Below are 14,241 nucleotides of genomic sequence, written 5' to 3' on the forward strand. Positions count from 1 at the left end.
GACAGTCAACAGATGTATTGGCTGTTCTACCGCATTCGCGAGCAAGCCCGCTCCCACATTGGTTTAGTGGTGTTGCATAGATTCGAGCAGGGCCACAATTTCCTCAAAGTCCGGCCGCGCCAGCACATCCGGCTGGCAGCAGCGTTGTTGCAGTGCCTGCAAGCTTTCGTCACGGGCCTCAGCCCGCTCCAACAATTCCCCCAGCAACACTCCGAACGCGCGCACTTCAATACGCTGCAGCGCACGGGTTTGCAGCGTGTCCTCCGTGGCATGGAATGACGCCGCGCCAAAGTCTCCCAGCAAGCAATCACCCTCTGCGTTCCACAGGATATTGTGGCCATACAGGTCGCCATGGGTAATGCCGTGCCGATGCAAGTGCGCCGCCACCGAAGCAATGCCCCGCGCCATGCGCAGTGTTACCTCCGGGCTGAAACGGGTGGCAGGTGCGTAGATATCCCGCGTGCACGACGCCAAGCTGGGTAGGGCCGCGAGGTTGCGGTAACTCGGGTCGATCAGGTCCATCACCAGGGCGGCCTGGTTGTCGGGGTGGCCGATGACGCGTCCTTCAACCTTAATCAGGTTGGGGTGCAGCCCGGCGGCGATGCAGGCTTGCATTTCATGCAGCGGTGAACCGTCGCTGGTGATGGTGCCCTTGTACAGCTTGACCGCAACCGGCAACGCGCGGGGTTTCCACAGCGCCTTGCGAATGATCCCCGAGGCACCTTCGCCCAGGACTTCACCCATTGCCAGTTCCTGCCAGGCGATGTTCGGCGTCGCGTCATCACTGCTTACCTGCACGGCCATTTCCACCGGGTTGCCAGCGTAGGCCAGCCAGGTCAGGCTCGGCAGGGTCAGCAGCCACTGTGGCAGGTGGGTGAGGCGGTTGGAGGCGATGCGGATCAACTCCAGGTTTTGGCATTGGGCCAGGCTTGGCGGCAGGTCGGTCAACTGGTTGCCGGCCAGCATCAACTTTTGCAGCAACGGGCGTTGGCCAAGCTCATCGGGCAACTGGCTGATGCAGTTATCGGTGAGGATCAGCCAGCGCAACAGCGGGGGCAGGGCGGCGGCGGCTACCTGGCTGATCTGGTTGGCCTTGAAGCCGATCATGCTCAACTTGGCGCACTGGCCCAGGCATTGCGGCAGTTCGGTAAAGGCGTTGTCCGAACAGAACAGCACGCGCAGGTGCGTCAGGCGGTGCAGGTCGTCGGGCAGGCTGCTCAGGGCGTTGCCGGTGAGGTTGAGGATTTCCAGCGAGTCGGCCAGATCGAAAATTTCCCGGGGGAACTCGGTCAGCCCGCAGGCCAGGTCCAGGCGCGTCGCGCCGGCCAATTGGCCAGCCTTGAGTTGGGCGAGGGTATTCATGCAGGGCGCGGTGCTCGGAAGAGGGCGTAAAAGGCGCTCATGATAGCGGCTCGGACGCGGTTTGCGGGCACAGCGTGTGCAATTGGCGCAGGCGACTGGCGGTGCGGGCGAGGTCGATGGCCTGGCCTTCCAGGCATGTATCCAGGGGCTGGTGGCCGATCAGCGTCAGTTGCTTGTCCTGGTCGTAGAGCACGTCTACCAGGTTGATAAAGCGCTGCTGCACGGCGATGGGGCATTCGGCCAGCTGCGGCAGGCCGTCGATGATCCAGTGGTCGAAGTCCTGGCACAACAACAGGTAGTCCATGACCGCCGTGAGTTGTTCGCACAGGTCGTTGAAGGTGAACGCGATGGTTCGTGCCTGATGGCCTCGGCACTTTAACTGCCGAGTGCCGACCTTCAGGGTGTGCGCCGGGCAATCTGTGGCAGGCAGGCCCAGGCTTTCACGCTGGCCAGCCGTACCTGGCCAGACGTACTGGCCGCCCGTGAAGCGCTGTTGCGCGTGGGCCTGGGCCAGGCTGCGAAAGTCCTGGGGCGCACTGACTTCCAGCACATCCATGCGCGCGGCGATCAGTTCGATCACCGGTTTGAAGCGCTCGTGGTACAGCGGGTTGGGCAGCAATCCTTCCGGCGGGTAGTTGGAAGTCACCAGCACCAGCACGCCGCGCTGGAACAGGGCCTTGAACAAGCGGCTGATGAGCATCGCATCGCCGATATCGTGCACATGGAATTCGTCGAAACACAGCACTCTGCAGCCGGCCAGCAGCTCGTCCAGCGTGACGCCCAGAGCATCATCATGCCCGCGGTGCAAGAACATGCCCTGGTGCAGCCGGGCGAAGAAGGTGTGGAAATGCACGCGCTGCTTCTCGGCGAGGGGCAGCGCCTGGAAAAATCCGTCCAACAGCCAGCTTTTGCCGCGCCCCACCGGGCCATGCAGGTACAGGCTGCGCGTGGCCTGGCCGTTGAGCAGGTGCTGGGCCTCGCGATTCAGGGCGCTAATCGCCCGGATTTGCCCATCACTGAGGGTATAGCCCTGTTGTTCGGCTTTTTTCTGAAAATACGTCGGAATAAGTGAGGCGTCCGAGGCGTCGGTTTTTTTACCCAGCAGGCGCTGGAGCAGGGCAAGCACGGCCAAGAATAAACACTCTGTATTACGGTGGTCGCTCACTGTAAGACGCTCGAAACCATTTGACCAATAGCGAAGGACCCCAAGCCTTGCAAACTGGCACTTTCGGGTTAACTGGCTAACCTCATACACAGTTGTTACCCCTGTATAAGGAATTGGGGCTGTGAAGGGACCGGCGGTATTGGCAGTCATGGGCACGATGCTCTGCAACACGGCTTTTGCTGCGCAACTCCAAGTAGAGGTGCGTATCGACGTGCAGCGGGGTTGCCAGTTGGTGGGCACCACCCGCAGTGCGGGCATCGAGCAACTTGGCGTATTGGATTTCGGCAGCGGCCCGCGTCTGGATGACCCGGCCGGCCCCCTGAGTGCGGCCCTGATCAGCCAGCGCCAGCCGCGCCTGGAATGTAACCCCGACACGCCTTATCAGGTGCGCGTTGACGGTGGCCTGCATGGCGGCGTCGGCGAAGTGCGTTATCTCGCCAATCCGGCACCCTCCAGTCGGCCCATTCCCTATCGAATCTATGCCGACGCCGCGCGGCTGATCCCCTTGCCGGTGGACGTGCCCGTCAGTGGCCGCGTGCCGGACACCGGCTCTGTAGACCTGCCGCTGTATGGGCGCATCGAACCGCTCAAGGACATCCCCGCCGTCGGCCGTTATTCCGACCTGCTCAAGGTCACGGTCACATGGTAAGCCGCTACCTGGCCGTGACGGCCCTGGGCGGCCTGCTGTTGCTGGCGGATGACGCGCAGGCGGCGGTGGTCAACGGCCAGGTCCACGCACGGTTGGTGATCACCGCCAGTTGCGAAGTGAGCAAGGGCGTGGAAACCGCGCCGGTCACCCCCGAAGGCGGCACCGCGCTGTTGGACTTTGGCAGCCAGGGGCCGACCTGGAACGAGACCTTGGACGCGGCGATTTCCGATGGCGACAAGGCGCCGCTGTCGGTGTCCTGCAACCCCTCGGTGGTCAGCAGTTTCACGGTGACCATCGACGGCGGCGCCAACGGCGACGGCACCACACGGCGCCTGAGCAATGGCCGCCAGACCATTCCCTATCGACTCTCTGCCGACCCCCAGGGGCGCAGTGCCTACAGCATCGGCCAGCAACGCAATTTCGTCGTGACCCAGGGCACGCAGGTACCGATCCCGGTATTCGGCTCCGTGGTGGCGAATACCAGGGCCCTACCGGCCGGCATCTACACAGACACCCTGACGGTGACTCTGGATTGGTAAACCATGAGGATGGATATCATGCATGTACTTGTATCGCGAATCGGCCTCTGTGCCCTGGGCCTGGGGCTGGCGTCCAGCCTGAACGCGGCGACCACGGTGACCGGGCAGATCAGTTCCAGCCTGACCTTGATCGCCAGTTGCCAGGTCAACGGCTCCGGCGCGGCCACCGGGCTGAATTTCGGTAGCTTGAACTTCGGTACCACCAACAGCCTGTTTACCAATGCCGACGCCCAGTTGCTCGGCGGCACCGGTACCGGCGGGGCGTTGTCGATCCTGTGTTCGGCTGGCACCGCGCCAACGATCAAGGTGCGTGCCGGCGCCCACGATGGCGCTTCCCCCGGTGGCACCCGAGCGTTGGCCGATGGCGTGGGTAACTTCGTGCCCTACGATTTTTACACCGACAGTGGGCGTTCAGCGCTGTTGGCGATTGACGGCGTGGTGACACTTGCCACCAGTACCGGCGTGGCACAGACCGTCAACCTTTACGGCCGGGCGGTGGGCAAAGCGGGGCTGCCAGCGGGCACCTACACCGACACGGTGGCCGTGGAACTGACGTTCTAACGATGTGGCCCAGGGTGTTGCTCGCCGTCGGCCTGGCGATGCCGTTGCCGCTGTCGGCGGTGGTCAACCAGAGCTTCCAGGTGAGCGCGACCATCACGCCAGGTTGCCTGATCGTGGGCGGCGGCTCCAACTACGGCACGTTGGCCTACGGCAGCTATTCGGCCCTGGCCACCAGCACGGTAACGGCGGCCCTCACTGGCGGTGTAACCCTGCAATGCACGCCGGGCGTGGCCCTGAGCATGAGCGTCGATGGCGGCCTGCACAGCAGCACCGGGCGCAACTTGCAGCTCAACAGTGGCAGCGCGCGAGTGGCATACCAGTTGTTTCGCGATGCGGCGTTCAGCCAGAGCCTGGGTATCAGCCAGAGCGTGAGTGTGACCTACAGCGATGCGAGCAACATCAGCCTACCCATTTACGGGCGGGTGGTTTTACCGGGCAATCAGCCTGGGGGGACGTACAGCGACACGCTGCAGGTGCAGCTGACGTGGTAGGGCTAACGGTTTTAAGGAGGGGTGTTATGGGGTGTGCTTTGCGACGGTTATGGACCGCGGGTTTCGCCTTGGGGGCGTTGTGTACGGCGGGGTTTGGACAGGCGGCCAGTTCGGTGCTGATCTGGCCCATCGACCCGGTGCTGGAGGCCGACCAACAGGCCAGCGCGCTGTGGCTGGAGAACCGTGGCACCGAGACCGCCAACCTGCAGATCCGCGTGTTTGCCTGGAGTCAGAATGGCTTTGACGAGCAGTACCAGAACCAGCGCGATGTGATCGGCAGCCCTCCGGTGGCCAAAATCGAGCCGGGCCAGAAGCAACTGGTGCGCCTGACCCGCACCCGGGAAGTGCCGCCGGGGCAGGAGTTGGCCTATCGCATCATCATTGACGAAATCCCCTCGGCGCTGCAGGTGCCCACGCCGCCGGAGGGCAAGAACACAGCAGCGGCGATTCGCTTCCAGATGCGTTATTCGGTGCCGTTGTTTGCCTACGGCGCCGGCTTGTGGAGCAAGGACGACGCTACCCGCCAGCGCGACCCCAAGGGCGCGGGCAAGCCGCAGTTGAGCTGGCAGAAGGTCAACGTGGCAGGGCGCAACTACATCGAGGTGCGCAACCAGGGCGCGGTGCATGCGCGGCTCACCGATGCGTCATTCAAACAGGGCGGGCAGACGCGGCCGTTGGTGGACGGTTTGCTCGGATATGTGCTGCCGGGCGCGAGCATGCGTTGGCCGGTGCCGGACGCCGTATCGGCCGACCAGCCGTTGCAGGTACGCGTCAACGGCGCGCCGCAACTGGAGAGCCTGGCGCCCAAGCGATAGCCGTTATGTAGCGCAACGGGCACGCGCCCGGGTTTTAACAGGATGGAGATGTCCATTGAAGGACACAACGCCATGGTGAGTCGTGGTTGGGCTCGGGTTTTATGGCCGTCGGTGGCAGTAGCAAGCGGGCTGTGGGGCGCAGCGATGGCAGGCGACTTGCCGCCGCCGCCCGGCAGCATGGAGGCAGTTGCCGATGCACAGCTGTTTCTGGAACTGGTGGTCAACCAGATGGACACCGGCCGCGTCATTGCGGTCGAGCAGCGCGCCGGCCAGCTGTTTGTGCCGGCCAGTGCGTTGCAGGACGTGGGCATGAAACTGCCGGGTGAACCCGTCGGCAGCGTAGCTCTGGACCAAGTGCCGGGCCTGCACAGCGACTACGACAGCAACGGCCAGCGCCTGTTGCTGGATGTGCCGCCCTCGTGGTTGCAGGAACAGTTCATCGGCAACCGCAATACCTATCCGCGCACCCAGGCCATGAGCAGCTTTGGCGCCTTGCTCAACTATGACGTGTATTTCAATGACACCGACGACGGCGGCAGTTACCTCGCGGCCTGGAACGAAGTGCGGCTGTTCGACACCTGGGGCACCTTGTCCACCACCGGGCAACTGCGCCAGACACTCTCCGATGGAGTCAGCGGCGGCACCCTCAACAATGGTTATCGGCGTTACGACACCACCTGGCGTTTTTCCGACGATGAGCGCCTGCTGACCTACGAGGCCGGCGACGTGATCAGCGGCGCGCTGCCCTGGAGTAGCTCGGTGCGCCTGGGCGGGGTGCAACTGTCGCGCGATTTTGCCGTGCGCCCCGACCTAGTCACGTACCCCTTGCCGCAGTTTGCCGGTGAGGCGGCGGTGCCGTCGTCGGTGGACCTGTTTATCAACGGCTACAAATCCGACACCGCGCAACTGCAACCCGGCCCCTACACCCTGACCAATATCCCGTTTATCAACGGCGCCGGCGAGGCCGTGGTGGTCACCACCGATGCCCTGGGCCGCCAGGTGTCGACCACGGTACCGTTCTACGTCACCAGCACCTTGCTGCAACAAGGCTTGACGGATTTTTCGCTGGCCGCCGGTACCTTGCGCCGTGACTACACCCTGCGGGATTTCGGCTACGGCCCAGGCGTGGCCAGTGGCACGTTCCGCTATGGATATTCCGATAACCTCACCCTGGAGAGCCACGCCGAAGCCTCCAGCGACCTGACCCTCGGCGGGCTCGGCGGTAACCTGCGCCTGGGCAACTTCGGCGTGCTCAATACCGCCCTCAGCCAGAGCCAGTTCGACAGCCGCACGGGCCAGCAACTGAGCCTCGGTTATCAGTACAACAGCACGCGCTACAGCTTTATGTACCAACGGGTGGAGCGCCGCGACGACTATGCCGACCTGACCCTGGTCGACACCCCTTACGCCAGCCTCAGCAAGCGCAGCGAGCAGGTGACCTTGAGCCTCAATCTCCAACGTTTCGGCAGCCTGGGCCTGGGCTATTTCGACGTGCAGGCCGCGGACGACTCGCGCACGCGCCTGCTCAACCTGAGCTGGAGCAAACCGCTGTGGCGCAACACCAGCTTTTATCTGTCAGCCAACCGCGAAATCGGCGACAGCAACTGGGCCATGCAGGCGCAACTGGTCATCCCGTTCGACCTCAACGGCAGCCTGGCCTTGAGCACCGAGCGCAGCAAGGACGGCGCCAGTCGCCAGCGCATCAACTACAGCCGCGCGGTGCCCAGCGAAGGCGGGGTGGGCTACAACCTCGGCTATGCCCAGGGCGATGCCCCCAGCTATCGGCAGGCCGACCTGACCTGGCGCTTGCAGTCGGTGCAGTTGCAGGCTGGTGTGTACGGCAGCAGCGAGGCCATGACGCGTTGGGCGGACGCCAGCGGCTCGCTGGTATGGATGGGCGGCGAAACCTTTGCCGCCAACCGCATCAATGACGCATTTGTGGTCGTGAGTACTCAGGGCTTTGCCGGGATTCCGGTGCGTTACGAAAACCAACTGGTGGGCCAGACTGACCGCAACGGCCATTTGCTGGTGCCGTGGAGCAGTGCCTACTACCGCGGTAAATATGAGATCGACCCGTTGAACCTGCCGGCGAATGTGCAGAGCCCCAATGTCGAACAGCGCGTGTCGGTACGCCGAGGCAGTGGTTACCTGCTGGAATTCCCGCTGCGCCGGGTGCTCGCCGCAAGCATCACCCTGGTGGACCGCCAGCACCAGGAATTGCCGCTGGGCAGCCTGGTAGTGCATGAGCAAAGCAACACTCAGGCGGTGGTCGGCTGGGATGGCCTGGTGTATCTGGAAAACCTCAGCGCCCACAACACCTTGCAGGTCACTTTGGGAGAGGGCCGCACTTGCCAGGTAACCTTCGATATTGATGAGCAGCAACAGGACGTGCCCTTGATCGGGCCATTAGTGTGCCAATGAGGGATTGAACAGGGAGTGTTCAGGTGAGGGGCAGCGTAGGGTTGTATGGCGTAGGTTTGTTGCTTTGCGGGCAGGCCATGGCGGCGTGTTCGGTGGTGTCCACCGTGCCGGCCAGTTTTGGCTCGATCAGTTCGATGACGGTGCGTACCGCCGCGCAAACCAGCTCTACGACAAACTCGGGCTTGAGTTGCACCCCGGCATTGATTTCGTTGCTGGTACCCACTGACCACTTTTACGCCACGATCACCTCCACCCAAAGCGGCATGGTCGGGCCGACCGGTGATGTGATCGGCTACACGATTTATGGCAATAACAGCACCAGTTATCCCATCACCCGTGGTGCGCAGTTCGATTTCGGCGGCGCTGGCGGCATCGCCCAGAGCATTGGCCTGGTCACTGGGCCCGGCGCGAAAACCGTGCCGCTGTACCTGAGCAGCATCACCGGCAGCAACGTCGCTGCCGGGGTGTACACCGAGACATTGAGCATCGCGTGGAACTGGAACTATTGCTCGGGAGTCGGCATTGGCGGCGCCTGCCTGGGACGTGACACTGGCAGCGGCACGGCGTCCCTGACCGTCAGCATGACCGTGACCAACGACTGCCAGATCACTGCGCCGAATATCAGCTTTGGCAGCGCGCCGGTGGTCAGTGGGTTTACTGCGGTCACCGGGCAGACCATCAACATCGCCTGCACCAAGGGCAGCGCCTATACCGTGGGCTTGAGCGATGGCCAAAACCCGGTGAGTGTCGGCGGCCGGCGGCGCATGATTTCCGGCAGCAACTACCTGGCCTATGACATTTTCCAAAGCGCCGGCACCACGCGTTGGGGCAGTGTCGGCGCGGCGCGGCGGGCCAGTTCCACGGCCGAGGTCAACCCTGGCAACGGCTTGGGCGTCGGTAGCCAGGTGTTCAACTACAACGCCAAGGTCTACACCGACCAGCCCACGCCACCGGCCGGCACCTATCTGGACAATGTGGTGCTGGATGTTGGTTTCTAGAACTGCGTCTGCAGCGCGGCGGCCTGATCCACCGGGCTGACCATCGCATAGTTGTAGCCGCCGCCCGACCAGTAGTCGGCCTGCAAGCCATCGGCACTGCGGCTGCCGCGAGGCAGGAAACCGTTGTTCGGGCCAGGCGGGCGGATATAGAAGCTGATGCGTCGACCTTGGGCGTCCTGGTACAGCACCATGGCCGCCGCGCCTTGGTCGGTGGTGAGCAGGCGCCCGCTGACCGGCTTGAAGCCGGCTTGGCTGAGGTCAGGCAGGCGATGGGCCTGGTTGAAATAGCGGTCGAGCCAGGCCTGCATGGTGCTGCGGTCCTGGGCCTTGTAGTCGGCGGGCATGATGCCGTCCTGGGCAAACAGGCGGTAGGCCTGCATGGCGTCGGTCATCGGCAACAGCGGCGGCTGGGTGGCTTCGCGGGCGTGCCAACCGCCAAACCCGCCGAGGCTCACCGCGATCAGCAGCACTGCCGCCGTGGCCAAGTGCCGACGGGACTGTTTCTTGATGCGCTGGCGAATCAGCGCCGGATCCAATGCCGGGTTGTACGGCTGCTGGAGGGCGCCGCTCAACGACGCACGCAGCAACTGTGCATCCTGTTGCCAGGCCTGTACCTGGGCCGCCACTTCGGGGTGGCTGGCCAGCCAGGTTTCAAGCACACGACGGTCACTGTCCAGCAGTTGATGATCGACGTAGGCATGTAAATCGCGTTCGCTGGGGGGCAGGCTGATCATTTGAGTCTCCGCAGGGAAGGGCCGGCCATTTCGCCATCGCTGAGTTGACGCAACGCTTGGCGCGCGCGGGACAGGCGTGACATCACGGTACCGATGGGCACCTTGAGAATCTCTGCCACCTCCTTGTAGCTCAAGCCTTCGACAGACACCCACAGCAGCAGGGCGCGCTGTTCGGTGTTCAGTTGGTCGAAGGCTTGCAGGGTGGATTGGGCCAGCACCGTGCGTTCTACCGAAGGTTGCACGTCATCGCGGCCGGTGAAGAATTCGAGCATGCGCGCATAGCGGCGGTTGCGGCGGTGGGCGTCGAGGAACTGGCGGTAGAGGATTGAAAACAGCCACGCACGCAGGTCGCCCTCGATACGTTTATCGGCCCAGGCGACGATGGCGCGCTCCAGGGTCGATTGCACCAGGTCATCGGCGCTGCTGCTATTGCGCGTCAGGGAGACGGCAAAACGCCGCAACCTGGGGATGAGTTCACGTAACTGTTCGTCGAGTTCATGCATGGGATGAGTCTACTCACTTGTGTTGAGGTAGACGTCGGTCTGTGTAGGTTATTCCATGACCTGTGCAAAGAAACTTCCCCAGGTATGAGTGGGAAGCTTCTGCATAGCTTGAGAGTCTGTAATCTCGTGCGGCGTCCTCTATCCACCCTTGTATCTGTCGGTATTCAGCCGGCAGGCCAACAGAGAGAGGGTGCTCATGACGTATTCACCGAGCGTTAAACAGTTTTTTTCCAACGCCTCGCTGGCTCATTTGCCTGCCGCGCAGCGAGTTCTATTTGAGCAATGGGGATGCGGCCCTTCAGCGCTGACCGCCTACGCCAACGTACACCACGCCATCGAAGCACAAGCGAAGTTGGCGCCCCACGCCACAGCGGCGGTGTGCGCGGGCCAACGAATCAGCTATGAACAGCTCAACCGACAAGCCAACCGTTTGGCTGTGCACCTGCTTGCAAAGGGTGTGAAGCCGGGTGACACGGTGGGGTTGTTCGTCGAACGTTCGATCCCCATGCTGGTCGGGCTTCTGGCGGTGTTGAAGGTGGGTGCCGCGTATGTGCCACAGGACGCCAGAATCGTGCCGACCCTGCAGTTGGGTATGGTGCTGGAGTCGTTGTCCAGTCCGGTCATTCTGACTGTGTCGAACTTGCTGGAGCACATTCCGGCAGACGCGGCCTCCCGCTGCTTGTGTCTGGACACGTTCATTGCGCAAACCCCTTGGGTGGCTGAGAACAATGATGGCGTGTCCGCCGAGGTCAATCCCGATGGCCTGTGTTTTGTGCTGTTTACTTCCGGAACCACTGGGCGTCCCAACGGCGTGTGTGTCAGCCACCGCAACGTGTGCAACATTCTGTTGACCCAACCTGGGCAGATGGGAATGGCGCCGGGTCGCACTGTTGGGCAGATTCTCAATATCGGCTTTGATATGGCTGCCTGGGAAATACTCGGTTGCCTGGCGCATGGCGCGACCTTGCTGATTCGCGGCAAAGATATCGCGCAGACAGCCGCCCAGTGCAACGTGTTGATCGCAACGCCATCGATACTGGCCACCCTGGACCCTTTGCAATGTCCCGACCTCAAGTACGTTGCGGTGGCCGGAGAGGCCTGTTCCCAAGCGCTTGCGGACCGTTGGGCCGAACACTGTACGTTCTACAACGGGTGCGGGCCCACCGAAACCACCATCGTTAACACCTTGCACCTGCACGTACCAGGCGCACCATTGACTATCGGCAGGCCAACACCGAACAACACCGTCTATGTGCTCGATTACCAGGGGCGTGCCTGCGCAATAGGCGAGATGGGCGAGATGTGGGCCGGTGGTGCGGGGGTAACGGCGGGCTATCTGAACAACAAGGCATTGACCTTGGACCGGTACCGACCGGATCCCTTTCGCGGCGGCGATGCGGTGATGTTTCGTACGCGAGACCTTGGGCGCTGGGTAGCTGACGGCCGACTGGAACATTTAGGTCGTGTGGATGACCAGGTGAAGGTTCGCGGTTTTCGCGTAGAGCTGGACGCGGTGTCGGCCGCTTTGGAGGCCGGTGCGAACTGCATGCGCGCGGTCACGTTGAAGCTGGACAATCGTACGTTGGTGGCCTTTGTCTCCCCAGCCAGCGCTGACATAGAGGCTTGCCGGTTGGCCTGTCAACAGCGCCTGGCCTACTACTGCGTGCCGCAGTTCATCTACGCGGTGGAGGATTTTCCCCTGACCGCCAGGGGCAAGATCGACAAGGCACTGTTGCTGCAAGTGGCCCGAGAGTCGCAGGTGGCGGCGCAAGCGGTTTTGACCCAGGAGCCTGGTCATGATTGATGCGCTGACCCGTACCGTTGTGCCGCCCAAGCCAGCGCTTTGGCGACGCTGGGCTTCACTGCCGATGTTTTCTTATTACAACCGCCTGGCTTCAGGGGTTTTGATTGGCAACGCTGTGTTTGTGCTGTTGGCTCTGGACCTGCAAGCCATTGCGGTGCAGACGCTGTCGGACATGGTGCTGATTAACCTGTCGATCGCCATCCTGATTCGCCAGCAATACCTGATCAATGGCCTGTTTTGGCTGGCGACGCGGATACCGCGTACATGGCCGCTCGGTGTGCGGCGAAGCGCAGCCAAGGTGTACCACTTCGGCGGGCTGCACAGCGGCGCAGCCTTGGCGGCCACGGGATGGTTTGCGGGCTTGGTCGGTGTGCAGGTCACGCAGTATCTGCAGCAACCGGACAGTGCTTCGGCAGGTTCGCTCGGGATCAGCGTTTTGCTGCTCAGCGTGTTGCTGTTCATGGTGGTTATGGCTCAACCACGTATTCGAAGCCGCTTTCACAACGGGTTTGAACGGGTTCATCGGTTTGCCGGTTGGAGCGCGTTGCTGTTGTTCTGGTGGCAAACGTTATCGACCACATCGAACCTGTTGCACAGCCTTTCGTTCTGGATGCTGGTGCTGCTGACCCTGAGCATCCTGCTGCCCTGGTTGCGGCTGCGCAAGGTTGCCGTTGAACACACGCGGCCTTCCACACATGCCGTGATTACGCGCTTGAGCCACACCTCGCCATTCGCCGGTTCATCCAGCGCAATCAGCCGCAGCCCGCTGTTGGAATGGCACTCCTTTGCCAATATTTGCGCGCCAGGCGAGGCGGGGTTTCGCCTGATCATTTCCCGCGCAGGCGATTGGACCGGGGAGTTTATCGAGGACTTGCCCCGCTATGTATGGGTCAAGGGCATTACCACCGCCGGTGTTGCCAATGTAGAAACCCTGTTCAGGTCTGTGGTGTACATCGCCACAGGCAGCGGGATTGGGCCTGTCATGCCGCATTTGCTCGCAGCGAAGGTACCTATTCAATTGATCTGGTCCACGCGTAGCCCGAGGAAGACCTACGGCGATGAACTGGTGGACGAGATTCTGCGGGCCCAGCCACATGCAGTGATCTGGGACACCGATGAGCGCGGTAAGCCCGACCTGGTGCAGTTGGCCTATGGCGCGGTGCAAGCCTGCGGTGCCGAGGCGGTGATTTGTATTGCCAACCAGGCGTTGACTCAACGCGTGGTGCAAGAGTTGGAAGCGCGCGGAATACCCGCCCAGGGTGCCATCTGGGATTCCTGAGACAGCCTGAAGTGTGAGCGATATCAATCAAATCGTTGGAGATGCCTATGAATGTTTTAATGGAACGTCATGACCGCGTGGTCCTGATCAAGCTCAACCGCCCTGAAGCCAAGAATGCGCTGAGTTCGGCGATGATGAAGGAGTTGATCGGCCATTTGGCTGCAGTGGACCAAGACCTTGGGGTCGGGTGTGTGGTGATTACGGGAACCCGCGAGTTTTTTGCGGCAGGGGCCGATATCAAAGAAATGAGCGGCAAATCCTATCTGGACATGCTCAACGAAGACTACTTCGCCGGCTGGGAAGGTTTCACCCGTTTACGCACCCCCACGATTGCCGCAGTGACAGGCTATGCGTATGGCGGCGGCTGCGAACTGGCGATGATGTGCGACATGATATTCGCCGCTGATACCGCCACTTTTGCCCAACCAGAAATCAAGCTGGGGGTTATTCCGGGGATGGGGGCGACCCAACGTTTGACAGGGTTGATTGGCAAGGCCAAGACGATGGACCTGGTATTGACGGGGCGGCCAATGACCGCCCAGGAAGCCGAGCAGGCGGGGTTGGTGTCTCGCGTTTACCCGGCCGCGAACTTACTGGATGAAGTACTGGCAGTGGCGGCACAAATTGCCTCCTTTTCTCGAACGGCCACCCGCGCAGCACGACAGGCGGTGGAGCAATCCCTGGAGGTCGGCTTGCACGAAGGTGTGCGTCAGGAGCGTAGGTTGTTTCATGGCCTGTTCGCCACGCCTGATCAGCAAGAAGGCATGCAGGCGTTTCTTCGCAAACGACAGCCATTGTTTAACCAGCGCTAGAACGGAGTGGATCTACCAGCGCGTCTAGTACAAAAAAACTACAGTGAACGGGGAATAAGCCTACGTGAGATTCGTCTCATAACACTTTTCCCCTGCGGCCACTGGCCC

The 14,241-nt window shown here is 62.1% G+C and carries 14 protein-coding genes; 10 read left to right on the forward strand and 4 right to left on the reverse strand.

Annotation, left to right across the window (positions count from 1 at the left end):
• Positions 1-63 precede the first annotated feature (63 nt).
• Together CRN80_RS20820 and zapE are read right to left on the reverse strand one after the other, a co-directional pair.
• Positions 64-1,362: a protein kinase gene (locus CRN80_RS20820; RefSeq protein ID WP_098950949.1), complete on the reverse strand. Its 1,299-nt coding sequence runs from the start codon at positions 1,360-1,362 to the stop codon at positions 64-66.
• A gap of 37 nt (positions 1,363-1,399) precedes the next feature.
• The gene (gene zapE, locus CRN80_RS20825; RefSeq protein WP_098950950.1) at positions 1,400-2,494 is read right to left on the reverse strand and encodes a cell division protein ZapE; all 1,095 of its coding nucleotides are present in this window, start codon (positions 2,492-2,494) and stop codon (positions 1,400-1,402) included.
• Positions 2,495-2,684: 190 nt separating this feature from the next.
• Between zapE and CRN80_RS20830 the strand changes: the two genes are divergently transcribed.
• The 7 genes from CRN80_RS20830 (at position 2,685) to CRN80_RS20860 (ending at position 9,001) form a co-directional block, all read left to right on the forward strand.
• A complete protein-coding gene (locus CRN80_RS20830) occupies positions 2,685-3,176 on the forward strand; it encodes a spore coat U domain-containing protein (RefSeq protein WP_169918422.1) in 492 nt (163 codons plus the stop codon).
• Complete coding sequence (locus CRN80_RS20835) at positions 3,170-3,715, forward strand: spore coat protein U domain-containing protein (protein WP_044274670.1); 546 nt, start codon at positions 3,170-3,172, stop codon at positions 3,713-3,715. The genes CRN80_RS20830 and CRN80_RS20835 overlap by 7 nt, the downstream gene beginning before the upstream one ends.
• Before the next feature lie 18 nt (positions 3,716-3,733).
• Entirely contained in the window at positions 3,734-4,276 is a 543-nt protein-coding gene (locus CRN80_RS20840) for a spore coat protein U domain-containing protein (protein WP_003192220.1), read from the forward strand.
• Between the two features lie 2 nt (positions 4,277-4,278).
• A complete protein-coding gene (locus CRN80_RS20845) occupies positions 4,279-4,767 on the forward strand; it encodes a spore coat U domain-containing protein (protein WP_032896551.1) in 489 nt (162 codons plus the stop codon).
• Positions 4,768-4,793: 26 nt separating this feature from the next.
• On the forward strand, positions 4,794-5,582 hold the full coding sequence (locus CRN80_RS20850; RefSeq protein ID WP_032896553.1) for a molecular chaperone: 789 nt from the start codon (positions 4,794-4,796) through the stop codon (positions 5,580-5,582).
• Between the two features lie 72 nt (positions 5,583-5,654).
• Positions 5,655-8,003 carry a fimbria/pilus outer membrane usher protein gene (locus tag CRN80_RS20855; RefSeq protein ID WP_098952662.1) on the forward strand — a complete coding sequence of 783 codons (2,349 nt, stop codon included), beginning with the start codon at positions 5,655-5,657 and terminating at the stop codon, positions 8,001-8,003.
• Between the two features lie 77 nt (positions 8,004-8,080).
• The gene (locus CRN80_RS20860; RefSeq protein WP_050499493.1) at positions 8,081-9,001 is read left to right on the forward strand and encodes a spore coat U domain-containing protein; all 921 of its coding nucleotides are present in this window, start codon (positions 8,081-8,083) and stop codon (positions 8,999-9,001) included.
• Here CRN80_RS20860 and CRN80_RS20865 read toward each other — a convergent pair.
• Entirely contained in the window at positions 8,998-9,735 is a 738-nt protein-coding gene (locus CRN80_RS20865; RefSeq protein ID WP_098950951.1) for an anti-sigma factor, read from the reverse strand. The two genes, CRN80_RS20860 and CRN80_RS20865, sit on opposite strands and share 4 nt — an antisense overlap.
• Positions 9,732-10,238 (reverse strand): sigma-70 family RNA polymerase sigma factor, encoded by a 507-nt coding sequence (locus CRN80_RS20870; RefSeq protein WP_032896560.1) that lies wholly within the window; start codon positions 10,236-10,238, stop codon positions 9,732-9,734. The genes CRN80_RS20865 and CRN80_RS20870 overlap by 4 nt, the downstream gene beginning before the upstream one ends.
• Positions 10,239-10,434: 196 nt before the next feature.
• On the opposite strand from CRN80_RS20870, the gene CRN80_RS20875 reads away from it, so the two are divergent.
• The 3 genes from CRN80_RS20875 to CRN80_RS20885 are packed head-to-tail and all read left to right on the forward strand — an operon-like array spanning position 10,435 to position 14,133.
• On the forward strand, positions 10,435-12,042 hold the full coding sequence (locus CRN80_RS20875) for an amino acid adenylation domain-containing protein (protein WP_098950952.1): 1,608 nt from the start codon (positions 10,435-10,437) through the stop codon (positions 12,040-12,042).
• The gene (locus CRN80_RS20880) at positions 12,035-13,321 is read left to right on the forward strand and encodes a hypothetical protein (RefSeq protein WP_098950953.1); all 1,287 of its coding nucleotides are present in this window, start codon (positions 12,035-12,037) and stop codon (positions 13,319-13,321) included. The genes CRN80_RS20875 and CRN80_RS20880 overlap by 8 nt, the downstream gene beginning before the upstream one ends.
• A 47-nt stretch (positions 13,322-13,368) precedes the next feature.
• Positions 13,369-14,133, forward strand: coding sequence for an enoyl-CoA hydratase-related protein (locus CRN80_RS20885; protein WP_032896566.1), 765 nt, complete (start codon positions 13,369-13,371; stop codon positions 14,131-14,133).
• Positions 14,134-14,241 lie beyond the last annotated feature (108 nt).

The sequence above is a fragment of the Pseudomonas sp. FDAARGOS_380 genome, from assembly GCF_002591235.1.
GTDB lineage: Bacteria > Pseudomonadota > Gammaproteobacteria > Pseudomonadales > Pseudomonadaceae > Aquipseudomonas > Aquipseudomonas salmasensis.